We start from the raw sequence: 17,416 nt of genomic DNA, 5'->3' as shown, positions 1-17,416 counted from the left end.
GGCCAAGGGGGGCGACACGGAATCAGGAGCGCTCTTTCGATGACACCGACGCCGACGGCGACGCACGTGGCCCGGGACTGGGCGGAGATCCAGGAACGGATGCTGGTGCCGCTCTACGAAGCGGTCTACGACCGACTGGAGGTCGGGCCGGGCGACCGGCTGCTCGGCCTGGACTGCGGGGCCGGTCTCGGCCTGCTGCTGGCCGCGGGCCGGGGAGCCCGGGTGACCGGGGTCGAGGGACGGCCCGCGCTGCGGGCCCTGGCCGGGGAGCGGGTGCTGGAGGTGCTGGCCGCGCCGCCCGGGCCGGGGCCGGAGCTGCGCCCGTACGACGTGCTGACCTCCGTGGGTCCCGATCCCCGGGCGCTGCCCGCGGCCCTGGCCGTGCTCCGCCGCGGCGCGACGGTGGTGCTGGCCGACTGGGGGCCGCCGGAGCGCTGCACGGTCCCCGCGGTGCCGGGCGGCGGGCCCGCGCCGGTGGACCTGGACGCCCTCGTGGAGCGGGCCGGGCTGCGGCCCGACGGCTCGGGGCGGGTGTTCTGCCCGTTCGGGTACGCGGACATGGAGAGCGCGGTGCGGGGCCTGCTCTCGACCGGGCTCTACGACGGCGCCGACCCGGTGCAGGCGGAGAAGGAACTCGTCGAGGCGCTGCACCCGTTCGAGCGACCCGACGGGGCCGTGTGGCTGCCGAACATCTTCCGGTACGTCATCGCCCGGACGGCTTGAGGGCGCCAGGAGGCGGGGGCGCGCGGCCCCCGCCGCTCCCTCAGGAGTGCTTCGTCAGCCGGGTGATGCCGGCCGCCTCGTACGCCGCCGCCTCCTCCAGCGTCTCGTTCGCCAGCAGGGCGCGGGCCAGCGCGTCCAGCTTGTCGCGGTTCTCGCGCAGCAGCCGGCAGGCCGTCTCGTAGCACTCGTCCACGATCCGGCGCATCTCGGCGTCGACCGCGTCCAGGGTGGCCGGGGCCGCGGAGAGGCCGTAGGCGCTCTGCGCGTCCGAGGGGATCGCGGTCAGCCTGCCCACGCGCTCGCTCATGCCCCAGCGGGCGACCATGCCCCGGGCCAGGTTCGTCACCTGTTCGAGGTCGTTCTCGGCGCCGGTGGTGATGACCTCGTAGACCACCTGTTCGGCGGCCATCCCGCCGAGCGCGCCGATGATCCGGCCGCGCAGGTACTCCTCGGTGTACGCGTACCGGTCGGCGTCCGGGGTGGAGAGGGTGACGCCGAGGGCCCGTCCGCGCGGCACGATGGTGATCTTGCGGACCGGGTCGGCGCCCGGTTGGAGCATGCCCAGCAGCGCGTGGCCGCTCTCGTGGTACGCCGTGCGGCGGCGCTCCTCCTCCGGCATGACCAGCGGCCGCTCCGCGCCGAGCTGGACCTTCTCCAGGGCGTCGGACAGGTCCGTCTGGGTCACGGCCTTCTGCTCGCGCTTGACGGCCAGCAGGGCCGCCTCGTTGGCGAGGTTGGCGAGGTCGGCGCCGGTCATCCCGGGGGTGGTGCGGGCGACCTGGGCCAGGCTCACCTCCTGGGCCAGCGGGATGTCCCGGGTGTGGATGCGCAGGATGGCCTCGCGGCCGCCCCGGTCGGGCGGGGAGACCACGACCGTGCGGTCGAAGCGGCCGGGCCGGGTGAGGGCGGGGTCGAGCACGTCGGCGCGGTTGGTGGCGGCGATGACGACGACGCCCTCGGAGCCGGAGAAGCCGTCCATCTCGGTGAGGATCTGGTTCAGGGTCTGTTCGCGCTCGTCGTGGCCGCCCATGCCCGCGCCGCCGCCGCGGGCCCGGCCGATGGTGTCGATCTCGTCGATGAAGATGATCGCGGGGGCCACCTTGCGGGCCTCGGTGAAGAGTTCGCGGACCCGGGAGGCGCCGACGCCGACGATCATCTCGATGAACTCGGAGGCGGAGGCCGAGAAGAACGGCACGCCGGCCTCGCCGGCGACCGCGCGGGCCAGCAGGGTCTTGCCGGTGCCGGGCGGGCCCGCGAGCAGGACGCCGCCGGGCATCCGGGCACCCATCCGGTGGTAGCGCTCGGGGTTCTTGAGGAAGTCGACGACCTCGCTCAGCTCGCCCTCCACCTCGTCGATGCCCGCCACGTCCTCGAAGGTGGTGCGCTTGCCGCCCTCCAGCTCGACCGGCTTGGGGGGCTGCTTGCGACCGAGGCCGCCGGGGCCGCCCAGGCCGCCGCCGCTCATCCTGCGGGCGATGAGCACCCACAGGCCGACGAGCAGCAGCATCGGGGCGAGCGAGATGAGCAGGTTGGCCAGGAAGCTGCGGTGCTCCACCACCGGGGAGGCGGTGACGACGACGCCCTTGGACGTGAGGCTGGACCAGAGCTGGTCGTCGGCGAAGGCGGGGCGCTGGGTCGTGAACTTGGTGTAGTCGCCGTCCCCGTCTCCGGCGGGCCTGGGCTGCTTGTTCTTCAGCTCGCCCTGGATGGCGTCGCCCTTGGAGTAGATCTTCGAGACGTTGCCGCTGGTGACCTGCTTGCTGAACTCGGTGTACGGGATGGTCGGCTCGTCGCCCTCGTTGAAGAACGACAGCACCAGGTTGGTCAGCAGGTAGACGATCAGCGCCGTCAGGATCAGCCCGCGCCAGCCGCCGGGCATCTTCTTCTTGGGCGGCGGGGCGGGCGGGGCGCCCTCGGAGCGCCAGGGCGTGTCGGCCCGGTCGCGCGGCGGTACGGGGGTGGGGCTGGGCACGAGGCCTCCTTCTGCCGTCCTCCCGGCCGACATTAAGCCACAAACCGGACCGTCGCCCCATGGGGCGACGGTCCGCGCGGCAGCCCCGCCACAGCCCCTGACCAGCCCGCACGCGCGAGGGGCCCCGGTCGCTGGTCGCGACCGGGGCCCCTCGTGGTGCGTGCTACTTCATGAACTTCTTGAACTCGTCGGGGAGTTCGAAGTCCTGGCCGGCGGGACCGGCGGGCAGGCCGAACGGGTTGCCCGCGTCGCCGCCCGGCTCGACGGCCTGCGGTCCCTGCTCCTTGCGCAGGACGGCCGCGGCCTCCTCTTCCTTGCGCTTCATCGGGTTGCCGCTCTTGCGCTTGCCCTTGGCCTGCTTGATCTGCTTCTTCTGGCGGCCGGGGCCGCCGCCCATGCCCGGCATGCCCGGCATCCCGGGCATGCCGCCGCCCTGGGCCATGCGGGACATCATCTTGCGGGCGTCGAAGAACCGCTCGACGAGCGACTTCACGGCGCTGACCTCGACGCCGGCGCCCTTGGCGATGCGGGCGCGGCGCGAGCCGTTGATGATCGTCGGGTCGTGGCGCTCGGCCGGGGTCATCGACTTGATGACGGCCGCGGTGCGGTCGATGTCACGCTCGTCGATGTTGTTGATCTGGTCCTTGATCTGCCCCATGCCGGGCAGCATGCCGAGCAGCTTGGAGATGGAGCCCATCTTGCGGACCTGCTCCATCTGGGCCAGGAAGTCGTCGAGCGTGAACTCCTTCGGCCCCTTCGCCAGCTTGGCCGCCATCTTCTCGGCTTCGGCCTGACTGAAGGTCTTCTCGGCCTGCTCGATCAGGGTGAGCATGTCGCCCATGTCGAGGATCCGGCCCGCCATGCGGTCCGGGTGGAAGGCGTCGAACTCGTCGAGCTTCTCGCCGTTCGAGGCGAACATGATCTGCTTGCCGGTGACGTGCGCGATGGAGAGCGCGGCACCACCACGGGCGTCGCCGTCGAGCTTGGAGAGCACCACGCCGTCGAAGCCGACGCCGTCGCGGAAGGCCTCGGCGGTGTTGACCGCGTCCTGACCGATCATCGCGTCGACGACGAAGAGGATCTCGTCCGGGCTGACGGCGTCGCGGATGTCCGCGGCCTGCTGCATCAGCTCGGCGTCGATGCCGAGGCGGCCGGCGGTGTCGACGATCACGACGTCGTACTGCTTGGTACGGGCGTACTCGATGGAGTCCTTGGCGACCTGCACCGGGTTGCCGACGCCGTTGCCGGGCTCGGGCGCGTAGACCGCGACGCCGGCGCGCTCGGCGACCACGCTGAGCTGGTTGACGGCGTTGGGGCGCTGGAGGTCGCAGGCGACGAGCAGCGGGGCGTGGCCCTGGCCCTTGAGCCAGAAGCCGAGCTTTCCGGCGAGGGTGGTCTTACCGGCACCCTGGAGGCCCGCGAGCATGATCACGGTGGGGGCGGTCTTGGCGAACCGCAGGCGGCGGGTCTCGCCGCCGAGGATCCCGACGAGTTCCTCGTTGACGATCTTGAGGACCTGCTGGCCGGGGTTGAGGGCCTTGGAGACCTCTACGCCGAGGGAGCGCTCCTTGACCTTCGCGATGAAGGACCGGACGACGGGGAGGGCGACGTCTGCCTCGAGGAGGGCGATACGGATTTCCCGGGCCGCAGCGTCGATGTCCTGCTCGGAGAGGCGACCTTTGCCCCGGAGGCTCTTGAAGGTCGCGCTGAGGCGGTCGGAAAGCGTATCGAACACGGTAGTCGCGATTCCTCGGGTCGGGGGCGTGTGGTCGCCCCCCAGGGTATCGGGCCGCGCCGCGTGCCGGACCCTGCGGGGCGGTGCCCGTCCCCCGAAGCCCCCGGCGGCGCCTCAAACGCCGGCGGGGCTGATTTGACTGGCCCCCTCGAACCGGGCCCGGCCCACCCACCTCCGGCGGCGCCTCGCACACCTGCGGGCCGGCTCCGCCCCGGTCGCCTCCGGCGGCGCCTCAAACGCCGGCGAGGCTGATTTAGCCCCGCCGGCGTGTGAGGCGCCGCCGGGGGCGGGTCAGGTCAGGGCCGAGCGGACCGTGTCGGCCAGGAGGGCGGCTTGCGCGGGCGGTAGGGGTTTGCCGTCGACGTCCGTCACGTACAGCGTGTCCACGGCGTTGGCCCCGAGCGTGGACACGTGCGCGCTCCGCACCCGGACCCCGCCCTCGTCCAGCGCCCGCCCGATCCGGTGCAGCAACCCCACCGCATCCGGCGCCCGCACCTCCAGCACCGTCGCGAGCGGGGAGGCGTCCGCGACCACGGTGACCCGCGGCGGCGGCGGTACGACCCCCCGCCGCCGGGGGTAGGCGGCCTCGCGGTCGGCCAGTCGCGCGGGCACGTCCAGCGAGCCGTCCAGGGCCCGGATCAGGTCCGTCCGCAGCCGCGCGCCCTGCGGCAGGGACCCGTACTCCGCGGCGACCCGCCACCTCAGCACCAGCACCTCCCCCAGCGCCTCCGGCAGCTCCAGCGTCCGCAGGTCGGCGGCGCGGACCGTGAGCCGGTGCAGGGCCAGCACCCCGGCCGCCGCGGGCAGCACCCCCGGCTGGTCGGGAACGGCCACGATCAGCTCGACGCCGACCGCGTCCTCTTCCTCCTGACGCGCGTACAGGGCCAGCGCGGGCTCCCCCGTGCGCAGGGCCTCCACCGCGAGCCGTTCCGGTTCCGCGCCGGGCGGCCGCTGCGTCCCCGGCACCTCGGGCGGGACGGCCTCCCCGTCGAGGACCGCGCCGACCCGGCCCACCAGGTCGGCGACGAGGGAGCCGCGCCAGGTGCTCCAGGCCGCGGGTCCGGTGGCCAGGGCGTCGGCCTCGGTCAGGGCGTGCAGCAGCTCCAGGGTGCCGGTCGAGCCCACGGCGTCCGCGACGGAGCGGACGGTCGCGGGGTCGTCCAGGTCCCGCCGGGTGGCGGTGTCGATCAGCAGCAGGTGGTGCCGTACGAGGGTGCCCAGCACGGCGACGTCGTCCGCGTCGAAGCCGACCCGGGCGGCGACGTCGCGGGCGATGGTCTCGCCCGCGACCGAGTGGTCGCCGGGCCAGCCCTTGCCGATGTCGTGCAGCAGGGCGGCCATGAGCAGCAGGTCCGGGCGGCCGACCCGGCGGGTGAGGGCGGAGGCGCGCACGGCGGTCTCGATGAGGTGCCGGTCGACGGTCCAGGTGTGGACGGGGTTGCGCTGGGGGCGGCAGCGGACCCGCTCCCAGTCGGGCAGCAGCCTGCTGATCAGCCCTTCCGCTTCGAGGGCCTCCCAGACGGCCACGGTGGGCTCCCCCGCGCCCAGCAGGGTCACCAGCTGCTCGCGGGCCTCGGCGGGCCACGGCACGGGCAGCGGTTTCGCCTGCGCGGCCAGGCGTCGTACGGCGTGCAGCGACACCGGGAGTCCGGCCTGCGCGGCGGCGGCGCCGAGCCGCAGGGCGAGCACCGGGTCCCGCTCGGGGCGGGCGGCCAGGGCCAGTACGGCCTCGCCGTCCGCTTCGACGACGCCCTCGGCGAGCGGGGCCCGCTCCACGGCGGCCGCCCCCCGGGTACCGAGCAGCCCGCGCAGCCGCGGCCGGGAGGCCCGGGCCCGCAGCACCCGGCCGACCTCGCGCCAGGTGACGTCGCCGGCGTACGAGACGACCCGCGCCGCTTCGTACACCTCGCGCAGCAGCGCGTCCGCGTCCAGCAGGCCGAGCTGCGCGGCGACCGGGTCCTGCTCCTGGAGGGAGAGCCGGTCGGTGGCCCGCCCGGTGACCAGGTGGAGGGCGTCGCGGGCGTCCAGGAGGCGCCGTCGGGCCTCGGCCAGTCCCTCGCGCGGGGCGTCGGCCAGCCAGGAGGCGGCCACGGCCCGCAGCGCGGTGACGTCGCGGAGTCCGCCGCGGGCCTCCTTGAGGTCGGGTTCGAGCAGGAAGCGCAGTTCCCCGCTCCGTTCGGCCCGCTCCCGGCAGAGCGAGTGCAGCTGCGGGAGCCGCTTGACGGCGTTGTTGCGCCAGTCGGCGAGCACGGAGGTACGCAGTCCCGCGAGGAGTCCGACGTCGCCGGCGACGGGGCGGGCGTCCAGCAGCCCGAGGTGCACCTTGAGGTCCTCGGCGGCGGTCCTGCGGGCCTCGCCGGGGGTCCGCACGGAGTGGTCGAGGGCGAGGCCCAGGTCCCACACGGGGTACCAGATGCGGTCGGCGAGGACGCTCAGCGCCTTCGGGTCCGCCTTGCCGTCGTGCAGCAGGAGGAGGTCGAGGTCGCTGCGCGGGGAGAGTTCGCCGCGCCCGTAGCCGCCGACGGCGACCAGGGCGGCGCCCCGGACCCCGCTCTCCCGCACGGCGGTCGCGAACAGCGCGTTCAGCCAGTCGTCGGTCAGCCCGGAGAGGGCGGAACGCCGGGCGGGCCCGGACCGCGACTCCTCCTGGAGGAGTCGCAGCCGGGCCGCGGCGTAACCGCTGGGTCCCGAGTCGGCCGTGCCGGTCGTGTTGTCGACGCTCGTCACCCAGGGCTCCTGTCGTCAGCTAGAGCGCGTCAGCGCCGCGCTCGCCGGTGCGGACCCGGACCACCGAGTCCACGGGGACGCTCCACACCTTGCCGTCACCGATCTTGCCGGTGCGGGCGGCCTCGACGACGACGTGCATGACGTCCTCGGCCGCGTCGTCCTCGACGACCACCTCGATGCGGATCTTCGGGACGAGGTCCACGGTGTACTCGGCGCCGCGGTAGACCTCGGTGTGCCCGCGCTGGCGGCCGTACCCGCTGGCCTCGGAGACGGTCAGACCGTGCACCCCGAAGGTCTGGAGGGCCTCCTTGATCTCGTCGAGCCGGTGCGGCTTGACGATCGCGGTGATGAGCTTCATGCATCCACCTTCTTGCTGGCAGCGGCGACGGGTACGGAGCTGGTGGACCGGGACGAGGATCCGCCGCCGGCTCCGCTGAAGTCGTAGGCGGTCTCGGCGTGTTCGACCTGGTCGATGCCGGAGACCTCGTCGTCCTCGGTGACGCGCATCCCCATCGTCCTGTCGAGGAGGAAGGCGAGGCCCGCGGACGCGACGAGAGAGTACGCGAGGACCGAGAAGACCCCGACGGCCTGCTTGCCGAGCTGGTCGAGGCCGCCGCCGTAGAAGAGGCCGGCCGCGTCGGACTGCACCCCGCCGGTGGCGAAGAGGCCGACGAGCAGGGAGCCGATGACACCGCCGACCAGGTGGACGCCGACCACGTCGAGGGAGTCGTCGAAGCCGAACTTGTACTTCAGGCCCACCGCCATGGCGCAGACGACGCCGGCGATCGCGCCGATGGCGATCGCGCCGAGCGGGGAGCAGGAGCCGCCGGAGGGGGTGATGGCGACGAGGCCCGCGACGGCGCCGGAGGCGGCGCCCAGCGTGGTGAAGGAGCCGTGGCGCAGCTTCTCGTAGCCGAGCCAGGCCAGCATGGCGGCGGCGGTGGCGACCTGGGTGTTGACGAACATGACGGCGCCGACGCCGTCGTCGTTGCCGAGCCAGGAACCGGCGTTGAAGCCGAACCAGCCGAACCAGAGCAGGCCCGCGCCGAGCATCACGAGCGGCAGGCTGTGCGGGCGCATCGGGTCCTTCTTGAAGCCGACGCGCTTGCCGATGACGAGGATGACGCCGAGGGCCGCGGCGCCCGCGTTGATGTGGACGGCGGTGCCGCCCGCGAAGTCGATGACGCCGAGTTCGAAGAGCCAGCCGCCGGTGCCCCACACCCAGTGGGCGACGGGGAAGTAGACGATCGTGACCCAGAGGGTGATGAAGAGGGCCCAGGCGCTGAACTTGACCCGGTCGGCGAGCGCACCGCTTATCAGCGCCGGTGTGATGATCGCGAACATCAGCTGGAAGACGGCGAAGACGTAGACCGGGATGGTGTAGCCGTCCCACAGCTCGGTGATCCCGATGCCGCTGAGGCCGAGGTAGTCGGAGGACCAGCCGATCAGGGAGCCCTTGTCGGTGCCGAAGGCGAGGCTGAAGCCGTAGAGGACCCAGAGGATCGTGACGATCCCGAGGCTGATGAAGCTCATCATCAGCATGTTGAGACTGCTCTTGACGCGGACCATGCCTCCGTAGAAGAAGGCGAGACCCGGGGTCATCAGCATGACCAGGGCGGAGCAGATGAGCATGAACCCGGTGTTCGCGGCAGACAGCGTCGGGGCGTCTGCCGCGAGGGTCGTGATGGCTGATGCCATCGGCGTCTCCTCGTCGTCGGTACGTTCGCGTGCGGGCGATCGTGAAAACCTGAGCGGCGTCAAAGGGGCCCGGTCCGGGGAGCTGACCGGGGCTGGCCGGTTATTGGCCCTGAGATTCGCGCAGGCCGGTTTCCGGCGGCGCCGCTGGGTGTTTCGCGCCGATGACGAAGAGGTCGGGCGTGTTACGCGTCCATGAACGGGGGCACAGCGAGCCGGCCGCGGCGGTCCTCCGGATGACCTGGGGCGGGGGAGCCCGATCGGGCTTCACGGGAGGACTGCCGCGGCCGGGGCCTCGGGGGTGGCCGTCGAGCGGGTCAGACGGCTTCTGCGGACTCCGGGAGGCGGGCCGCGAGGTGGTCGGTGAGCTGGACGACTTCTGCGACGTGGCCGTACTCACGGGCGGCGGTGTCCACGGTCTTGCGCAGCCGCGTGTTGACGCGTTCGGACCGCACCTTTCGCGCCACGTCGAGGGCCTGGTCGACGAGGACCGCGGACTGCTCGGGCTCGCGCTGGAGCAGGTGGACGGTGGCCATGCCGATCAGGTTGAGGGCGTAGGAGCGCTGGTGTTCCTCGTCCGTGGAGAAGAGTTCCACCGCCCGCCGCATGACGGGTTCGGCGAGCGAGGCGTAGGTGGGGCTGCGGCCCGCGACGTAGGCGAGGTCCCGGAAGGAGTGGGCGTTCTCGCCGCTCAGTTCGGCCTCGGAGAAGAAGCGGATCCAGTCCGGCTCGGTCTCGCCGTCCAGGGCGGCGTCCCCGAAGGTGTCCTCGGCCATCCGGACGGCCCGCTTGCAGCGGCTGGGCTGTCCCATGTTGGCGTAGGCGCGGGCCTCCATCGCATACAGCATGGCCTGGGTGCGGGGGCCCGCGCAGTCGCGGCTGCCGTACTGGGCGAGGTGGATGAGCTCCAGGGCGTCGTCGGGGCGGCCGAGGTGGATCATCTGGCGGCTCATGTTGGAGAGGATGTACGAGCCGAGCGGCTTGTCCCCGGCCTCCTTGGAGGCGTGCAGGGCGAGCACGAAGTACTTCTGCGCGGTGGGGTGCAGCCCGATGTCGTAGCTCATCCAGCCCGCGAGTTCGGCGAGTTCCGCGGCGACCTTGAAGAGCCGGCGCATGACCGGGGCCGGGTGGCTCTCCTGGAGCAGGTCGGTGACCTCGTGGAGCTGGCCGACGACGGCCTTGCGGCGCAGGCCGCCGCCGCACTGGGCGTCCCACTGGCGGAACATGACGGTGGTCGCTTCGAGCAGGTCGAGTTCCGGTTCGGAGAGCCGGGGCGGTCGGTAGCCGCTGAGGGCGCCGGGCCGGGAGCCCGCCGGTCCCGCCTCCCGCGATCCCGGGTCGGCGGCCGGGGCGGGGACGAGCCAGCGCTGCATGGGCTCGATGAGGGCGGGGCCGGCGGAGAGCGCGAGCGAGGTCCCGAGGAAGCCCCGGCGGGCGAGCATCAGGTCGCTGCGGGAGAACTCGCCGAGCAGCGCGACGGTCTGGTCGCCCGCCCAGGGCAGGTCCACGCCGGAGACGGAGGGGGTCTGGTGCGCGGTGCGCAGGCCGAGTTGCTCGATGGCGACGACGCTGCCGAAGCGTTCGGAGAAGAGCTCGGAGAGGATGCGCGGGACGGGCTCGCGCGGCTGTTCGCCGTCGAGCCAGCGGCGGACCCGGGAGGTGTCGGTGCTGATGTGGTGGGCGCCCATCTGGCGGGCGCGGCGGTTCACCTGGCGGGCGAGCTCGCCCTTGGACCAGCCGCTGCGGACGAACCACGACGTCAGCTGCTCGTTGGGACGGGGATCCTCGGCTCGGCCCCGGACGGCTGAGTCCGCGTCCGTTCCGCTTGCGTCGCTGCCGCTCACTGGAACGCCCCCATCCGCTCAGCCTCTTTCACACGAAACCCTGGCCGGGCCCGGGTGAGCCACAGGGGGCCTTCACAAGCCCTTCACACATTGCCTCCGGCATACCCACGGACGGGCGCACCTTCGGGGTTCGTGCACTGAAAGTAATCCTACGATCACCCCTACCGCGAGGCCGTTTGCGGAATCGCCACCATTCGCCACCCCTTCGAATGAACTCGCCACGCGCCAAGCACGATTCACTTGACACGGGATGACCCGCAGTCGGCGCAGCGGTGTACGCCGGGGCGCGCACGGCGAGGAGTGCGCCGGGCGTGGCCCGTGTGCCGCACGGTCGACGACCGCGTCGCGGTGAGTCGTAACCACCGGCGCGCTCGACCCGTTGGAGGGGGCATGGGCATGGGCTTCACGATCGGCGGCAGCCGGAGCACCAAGGAGTTCCGGTCCGGCACTCGGCGCCGCGGCCGGATGTCGGAATGCACAGCGGTGGCCGAGTACACCGGACTGTGGGGATGGGACGCGGTTCCCGGCGCCCGGGCCGCCTCCCCCGGCCGGGACTGCTCCTGCGGGAACGCGCGCTGCGCGGCCCCGGGGGCGCACCCGCTGGACTTCGGGGTGGTGGTCCCCGCGGGGGCCACGCTGGACGAGGTGACCGACGCCTGGGGCGGCTTCCCGGGCGCCGCGGTGCTCCTCCCGGCGGGCCGTTCCTTCGACGTCATCGAGGTCTCCGCGGAGGCCGGGCGCCAGGCGCTGGTGCGGCTGGAGCGGATGGGTCTGCCGCTGGGTCCGGTGACCGCGACCCCCGACGGGCGGGCCCAGTTCTTCGTGGCCCCGGGGGCGGCGGCCGAGCTGCCGCAGCTGCTGTACCGGATGGGCTGGGACGACGCGGACCTCGACCTGCGCGCTCTGGGCAAGGGAGCCCACGTCACGGCTCCGCCCTCCGACCACGCGGGGCTCGGCCCGGTCGTCTGGCTGCGCCCGCCGACCCTCGACTCCGCGGGCGGCCCCCCGCAGGCCCGGCTGCTGCTGGGCACGCTGGCCTACATCTGCCACCGCTTCAGCCGCTGACGCCTGCGTCCGGCGCGGAAGCGCCGCTGCCGCCCCGGCCTGCGGCGGCTGCGGCCGGCCCCGATGCGACGGGGCCCCCGCGCCGTCGTGGCGCGGGGGCCCCGGGGGCCGTACGGCCGGGTGGCCGGTGCGGGGGTCAGTCGCCGATCAGGGCGTCGACGAAGGCCTCCGGCTCGAAGGGCGCCAGGTCGTCCGGGCCCTCGCCCAGGCCGACCAGCTTGACCGGGACGCCCAGCTCGCGCTGGACGGCGACGACGATGCCGCCCTTGGCGGTGCCGTCGAGCTTGGTCAGCACGATGCCGGTGATGTCCACGACCTCGGCGAAGACGCGGGCCTGGGTCAGACCGTTCTGCCCGGTGGTGGCGTCCAGGACCAGCAGGATCTCGTCCAGCGGGCCGTGCTTCTCCACGACCCGCTTGACCTTGCCCAGCTCGTCCATCAGGCCGGTCTTGGTGTGCAGCCGGCCCGCGGTGTCGATCAGTACGACGTCCGCGCCCTCGGCGATGCCCTCCTTGACGGCGTCGTAGGCGATCGACGCCGGGTCGCCGCCCTCGGGACCGCGCACCGTGCGCGCGCCGACCCGGTCGCCCCAGGTCTGGAGCTGGTCGGCGGCGGCGGCGCGGAAGGTGTCGGCCGCGCCGAGGACCACGCTGCGGCCGTCCGCGACCAGGACGCGGGCGAGCTTGCCGGTGGTGGTGGTCTTGCCGGTGCCGTTGACGCCGACGACCATCACGACGCCCGGGGTGTCGACGCCGCTCTCCGTCTTGACGGCGCGGTCGAAGTCGGTGCCGAGCAGGGTCAGCAGCTCCTCCTTCAGGAGGGCGCGCAGGTCGGCCGGGGTGCGGGTGCCGAGGACCTTGACCCGCTCGCGCAGCCGGTCCACCAGCTCCTGCGTGGGGGCGACGCCGACGTCGGCGATGAGGAGCGTCTCCTCGATCTCCTCCCAGGTGTCCTCGTCGAGGTGCTCGCGGGAGAGCAGCGTCAGCAGCCCCTTGCCCAGCGAGTTCTGCGAACGGGCGAGCCGGGCGCGCAGCCGGACGAGCCGGCCCGCGGTGGGCTCGGGCACGTCCAGGGCGGGCGCCGCGACGACGGGGTCCAGGGCGGCGACCGGCGAGTCGGTGGCGGTCTCCCCCTCGGGGAGCACGACCTCCTCGATCGTGCGCCGCGGCTCGTCCACCGTGGGTGCGGCGTCGTCCCCGACCTGCGGCTCGGCGGGCGGGGCAGTGATGGTCGGCGTGCTCGACGGCGCCGTGGGGGGCAGCTGCTTCTTCTTGCGGCTGCTGACCACGAGCCCGCTGATCGCGCCGACCGCGACCAGGGCGATGACTACAGCAAGGATGAGGATTTCCATAACCAACCCAGTATCGGTCACCGTCGGCCCGGACCCCGGACCTTGGCGAATCAGCCAAGGGGCGTAAGCCTCTATTTGAGCTTTTCACATCAAATCTACGATGATGGTCGACCTCCCCCGCCCTCCAGCCACTCCCGGAGTACCGCATGTCTGCCGAGCCCGCCGACGGCGCCACAGAGACCGCGATGGAAACCCGCGGCCTCGAACCCGTCCCGGACGGCGAGCGCACGGGCCGCGTCCGTGAACTCGTCCCGACCTGGGTCGCCGCCAACATCAGCGTGCTGCTGCTGACCATGGGCGCGGGTCTGGTCATCTTCAACAAGCTGAACTTCTGGCAGGTCCTCGTCGTCGCCGTCGCGGCGCCCGTGCTCTCCTACGGGATCGTCGGGCTGATATCCATCGCCGGCAAGCGCGGCGGCGCCCCGGGCATGGCCCTCTCGCGCGCCGTCTTCGGCCAGCGCGGCAACCTCTTCCCCGGCGCGCTCATCTGGGTCGCCCGCTGGGGCTGGGAGACGATCAACGCGGTCAGCGGCGCCTTCGCCATGCTGACCGTCCTGGACCTGCTCTTCGACATCCACAAGAACACCGCGCTGATCGTGGTCACGCTGCTGCTCTTCGTCGGCTGCACCTTCGTGGTCTCCGGGCTCGGCATCAACGCGCTGCGCGTGTGCTCGACGTGGTCGACGTACCTCTTCGGCGCCTTCAGCGTGCTGGTCCTCGGCTATCTGATCGCCGAGACCGACTGGTCCGCGGTCTTCGACAAGCCGGCCGGCTCGACCGCGATGATGGTCGCGGGCATCGGCACGATCGCGGCGGGCGGGATCAGCTGGGTGCCCTCCGGCCCCGACTTCACGCGGTACCTGCCGCGCACCGCTTCCTCCAGGGGCATGGTCGGCGCGACGATCGGCGGCGCGGCCGTGGTCGTCATCCCGATGGTCCTGATGGGCGCGGTCATGGCGGTCGGCACCCCCGACCTGGCCACCGCGCAGGACCCGGTCTCCTTCATCGGCGAGCTGCTGCCCGTCTGGATCGCCGTCCCGTACCTGCTCGTGGCCCTGGTCGGGATGCTGCTGATCAACTCGATGTCGATGTACTCGGCCGGCTTCACCGCGCAGACCCTCGGCATCAAGGTCCCGCGCGCCTGGGCCGTCAGCGTCAACGCCGTCATCAGCCTGGTCTTCGGCTTCCTGCTGATGGTCGTGGCCACCAGCTTCTTCGGGTCGTTCATCTCCTTCCTGACCCTGCTGGCCGTGGCGTTCTCCGCGTGGATCGGCGTCTTCGGCGTGGACATGCTGCGCGGGCGCACGTACGACGGGGCCGCGCTGCTGAACACGGGGCGCACCAGTGCCTACTGGTACAAGGGCGGCTTCGCCTGGCAGGCGATGTGCGCGTGGGGGATCGCCCTGGTCGTGGGCCTGCTGTTCACCAAGGTCGACTGGTTCGGCGGGCCGCTCGCCGACAGTTGGATCGGCGAGAACGGCCTCGGCTGGGCGGCCGGCATCGTGACCTCCGGGCTGCTGTACGCCGTCCTTCCGCGCACCGGGGCGCCGGCGGCGGGCGAGGACGCGCCCGTGCGGGAGCCCGAGCCCGCCGGATCCCTGTCCAACTGACGCCGCGTCAGCTAACGTCCCCCTTCGCCCGGCCCGTCACCGCGAGCAGCAAGGCGAAGGGGGACTTCTTCATGCCCATCACCGTGGCCCGGTTCAACCTCATCGACCCGGACGGCACGCCCGAGACCCTCTCCGCCCGCTACCGCGCGGCACTGGAGATGGCCCGGTACGCCGACGAGCACGGCGTCGACACCCTCCAGACCGAGGAGCACCACGGCACCGACAACAACTGGCTGCCCTCGCCGTTCGCCTTCGCGGGCGCGGTCTTCGGCGCCACCCGGCGGATCGCGGTCACGGTCTCGGCGATCATCGGGCCGCTCCACGACCCGCTGAAGGTCGCCGAGGACATCGCGGTCCTGGACCTGCTGAGCGGCGGGCGCCTGGTGACCGTGGCGGGCATCGGGTACCGGCCCGCGGAGTACGAGCAGCACGGCGTCGAGTGGGGCCGGCGCGGCAAGCTCCAGGACGAGCTGCTGGAGACCCTGCTCCAGGCGTGGACCGGAGAGCCCTTCGCCTACCGCGGCCGCACCGTGAAGGTCACCCCGCGCCCCTTCACCCGGCCGCACCCGCTGCTGCTGGTCGGCGGCAGCTCGCAGGCGGCGGCCCGCCGCGCGGCCCGGCTCGGCCTGCCGTTCTTCCCGAGCGCGCACCTGCCGGAGCTGGAGGCGTACTACCTCGCGCGGCTGGCGGAGTACGGCACCGAGGGCTTCTGCATGATGCCCGCGGCCGAGACGCCGCTGCTGCACATCGCCGAGGACCCGGACCGCGCGTGGGCGCTGTACGGCCACCACTTCCTGCACGAGGCCGGCATGTACGCCTCCTGGCAGTCCAAGGACATCCGCTCGGCGGTGCGCTCCGGCGCGCGGACCGTGGCGGAGCTGCGCGCGGAGGGGGTGTACCGGATCCTGACCCCGGACGAGGCGGTGACGTACGCCCGGGGCGCGGGCGAGGCCGGCAACCTGGTCCTGCACCCGCTGTGCGGCGGCATGCCGCTGGACGAGGGGCAGCGCAGCCTGGAGCTCCTGTGCCAACGGGTACTGCCCCGGCTCAAGGACTGAGCCGGGGCAGTACCGGGGGAGACGGGGCGGTGGCGGGGAATGGTTACCCCATCTCCTCCAACGCCTTGCCCTTGGTCTCCGGCACCCACTTGAGGATGAAGGGGATCGAGAGCAGGGCGAAGACCGCGTAGATCACGTACGCACCGGACAGGTTCCAGTCCGAGAGCGTCGGGAACGACACCGTGATGACCCAGTTGGCGATCCACTGGGCCGCGGCGGCCACGCCGAGGGCGGCCGCGCGGATCCGGCCGGGGAACATCTCGCCGAGCAGCACCCAGACCACCACGCCCCACGAGAGGGCGAAGAAGAGGACGAAGAAGTTGGCGGCGATGAGGGCCACCAGGCCCTGGGCGTGCGGCAGGGCGATGTCGCCGCCGCTGGTGTCCTTGTAGGAGAACGCCCACGCGGCCAGTGCGAGGGAGACCGTCATGCCCGCGGAGCCGATGAGGGCCAGCGGCTTGCGACCGATCCGGTCCACGAACACCATCGCGATCACCGTACCGATGATGTTCACGACGGAGGTCTCGAAGGAGTACAGGAACGAGGAGCTCGGGTCGATGCCGACCGACTGCCACAGCGAGGAGCTGTAGTAGAAGATCACGTTGATGCCGACGAGCTGCTGGAAGACGGAGAGGCCGATGCCGATCCAGACGATCGGCAGGAAGCCGAAGCCGCCGCCGAGCAGGTCCTTGAAGCTGGACTTCTGCTCCGAATGGATGGCGCTGTCGATCTCGCGGACCCGGGCGTCGGCGTCGATGTTCTCGCCCTCGACCTCGCGCAGGACGATCTTGGCCTTCTCCATCCGCCCCACCGAGACGAGGAAGCGCGGGGACTCGGGGATCGCGAAGGAGAGCAGCCCGTAGAGCACGGCCGGGACCACCATCACGCCGAGCATCCACTGCCAGGCTTCCAGTCCGCCGACCTTGCCGCGCTGGTCGCCGCCCGCGAGGTTCAGGATGCCCCAGTTGACGAGCTGGGAGATGGCGATGCCGATGACGATCGCGGCCTGCTGGAAGGAGGCGAGGCGGCCGCGGTAGGCGGGCGGCGACACCTCGGCGATGTAGGCGGGGCCGATGACCGAGGCCATGCCGATGCCGAAGCCGCCGATGACGCGCCACACGGCCAGGTCCCAGAGGGCGAACGGCAGGGCGGAACCGATGGCGCTCGCGGTGAAGAGGACGGCCGCGATCTGCATGCAGCGGATGCGGCCGATCCGGTCGGCGATGCGGCCCGCGGTGGCCGCGCCGAGGGCGCAGCCGATGAGTGCGGCGGCGATCACCTGGGCGAGGGTGGCGGAGCCGACGTCGAAGCGGCCCCGGATGGCCTCGACGGCGCCGTTGATGACGGAGCTGTCGTACCCGAAGAGGAAGCCGCCCATCGCCGCGGCGGCGGTGATGAAGATGACGTGACCGAGGTGCTCGGGCTGCGATGCACGTCCGCCGCCCGGCGAGGACGCCTGCGCTGTGCTGGTCAAGGTCTGCTCCTGCGTGCCCGGCTGCGGTGACGGGCGGATGTGGGGGGTGATTCCTACCAGTGGCGCACAGTTCAAGATCGGCCACCACCCGAAAGGAAGGGCAAGCGGGAGCGAGCCTATGTCTTCATTTTGTGAAGTCAAGAGGTGCCCCGAACTTCACCC

At 72.4% G+C, this 17,416-nt stretch carries 12 protein-coding genes; 4 read left to right on the top strand and 8 right to left on the bottom strand.

The window, feature by feature from the left end; all coding sequences use genetic code 11:
• The first annotated feature begins 39 nt into the window (after nt 1-39).
• Complete coding sequence (locus tag ACIQWR_RS03740) at nt 40-723, top strand: methyltransferase type 11 (protein WP_404004887.1); 684 nt, start codon at nt 40-42, stop codon at nt 721-723.
• A gap of 40 nt (nt 724-763) precedes the next feature.
• Here ACIQWR_RS03740 and ftsH read toward each other — a convergent pair whose 3' ends face one another.
• The 6 genes from ftsH to ACIQWR_RS03710 form a co-directional block, all read right to left on the bottom strand.
• Nucleotides 764-2,728 (bottom strand): ATP-dependent zinc metalloprotease FtsH, encoded by a 1,965-nt coding sequence (gene ftsH / locus ACIQWR_RS03735; protein ID WP_404004885.1) that lies wholly within the window; start codon nt 2,726-2,728, stop codon nt 764-766.
• Nucleotides 2,729-2,858: 130 nt separating this feature from the next.
• Nucleotides 2,859-4,430 (bottom strand): signal recognition particle protein, encoded by a 1,572-nt coding sequence (ffh, locus tag ACIQWR_RS03730; RefSeq protein ID WP_399265709.1) that lies wholly within the window; start codon nt 4,428-4,430, stop codon nt 2,859-2,861.
• Between the two features lie 291 nt (nt 4,431-4,721).
• On the bottom strand, nt 4,722-7,157 hold the full coding sequence (locus ACIQWR_RS03725; RefSeq protein WP_404004883.1) for a [protein-PII] uridylyltransferase: 2,436 nt from the start codon (nt 7,155-7,157) through the stop codon (nt 4,722-4,724).
• Between the two features lie 19 nt (nt 7,158-7,176).
• Entirely contained in the window at nt 7,177-7,515 is a 339-nt protein-coding gene (locus ACIQWR_RS03720; protein WP_351040006.1) for a P-II family nitrogen regulator, read from the bottom strand.
• Nucleotides 7,512-8,855 (bottom strand): ammonium transporter, encoded by a 1,344-nt coding sequence (locus ACIQWR_RS03715; protein WP_399265705.1) that lies wholly within the window; start codon nt 8,853-8,855, stop codon nt 7,512-7,514. Before ACIQWR_RS03715 ends, ACIQWR_RS03720 begins: the two co-directional genes overlap by 4 nt.
• Nucleotides 8,856-9,169: 314 nt before the next feature.
• Nucleotides 9,170-10,696, bottom strand: a complete 1,527-nt coding sequence (locus tag ACIQWR_RS03710; protein WP_404004881.1) for a hypothetical protein — start codon at nt 10,694-10,696, stop codon at nt 9,170-9,172.
• A 396-nt stretch (nt 10,697-11,092) separates the two neighbouring features.
• Here ACIQWR_RS03710 and ACIQWR_RS03705 point away from each other — a divergent pair, with 396 nt between their 5' ends.
• On the top strand, nt 11,093-11,761 hold the full coding sequence (locus ACIQWR_RS03705) for a bifunctional DNA primase/polymerase (RefSeq protein WP_404005042.1): 669 nt from the start codon (nt 11,093-11,095) through the stop codon (nt 11,759-11,761).
• Nucleotides 11,762-11,897: 136 nt separating this feature from the next.
• Here the strand turns inward: ACIQWR_RS03705 and ftsY are convergent, their stop codons facing one another.
• Nucleotides 11,898-13,112: a signal recognition particle-docking protein FtsY gene (gene ftsY, locus ACIQWR_RS03700; protein WP_404004879.1), complete on the bottom strand. Its 1,215-nt coding sequence runs from the start codon at nt 13,110-13,112 to the stop codon at nt 11,898-11,900.
• 146 nt (nt 13,113-13,258) lie between these two features.
• Here ftsY and ACIQWR_RS03695 point away from each other — a divergent pair, with 146 nt between their 5' ends.
• Together ACIQWR_RS03695 and ACIQWR_RS03690 are read left to right on the top strand one after the other, a co-directional pair.
• Entirely contained in the window at nt 13,259-14,722 is a 1,464-nt protein-coding gene (locus ACIQWR_RS03695) for a cytosine permease (protein WP_404004877.1), read from the top strand.
• Between the two features lie 71 nt (nt 14,723-14,793).
• Nucleotides 14,794-15,780, top strand: a complete 987-nt coding sequence (locus ACIQWR_RS03690; RefSeq protein WP_404004875.1) for an LLM class flavin-dependent oxidoreductase — start codon at nt 14,794-14,796, stop codon at nt 15,778-15,780.
• Between the two features lie 43 nt (nt 15,781-15,823).
• On the opposite strand, the gene ACIQWR_RS03685 is transcribed toward ACIQWR_RS03690, so the two are convergent.
• The gene (locus ACIQWR_RS03685; RefSeq protein WP_404004873.1) at nt 15,824-17,254 is read right to left on the bottom strand and encodes a sugar porter family MFS transporter; all 1,431 of its coding nucleotides are present in this window, start codon (nt 17,252-17,254) and stop codon (nt 15,824-15,826) included.
• Nucleotides 17,255-17,416: the final 162 nt, after the last annotated feature.

Source organism: Streptomyces sp. NPDC098789 (genome assembly GCF_044759975.1).
Classification (GTDB): Bacteria; Actinomycetota; Actinomycetes; order Streptomycetales; family Streptomycetaceae; genus Streptomyces.
The sequence above is the reverse complement of the archived record's forward strand: the minus strand, read 5'-3'. Positions and strand labels throughout refer to the sequence as shown.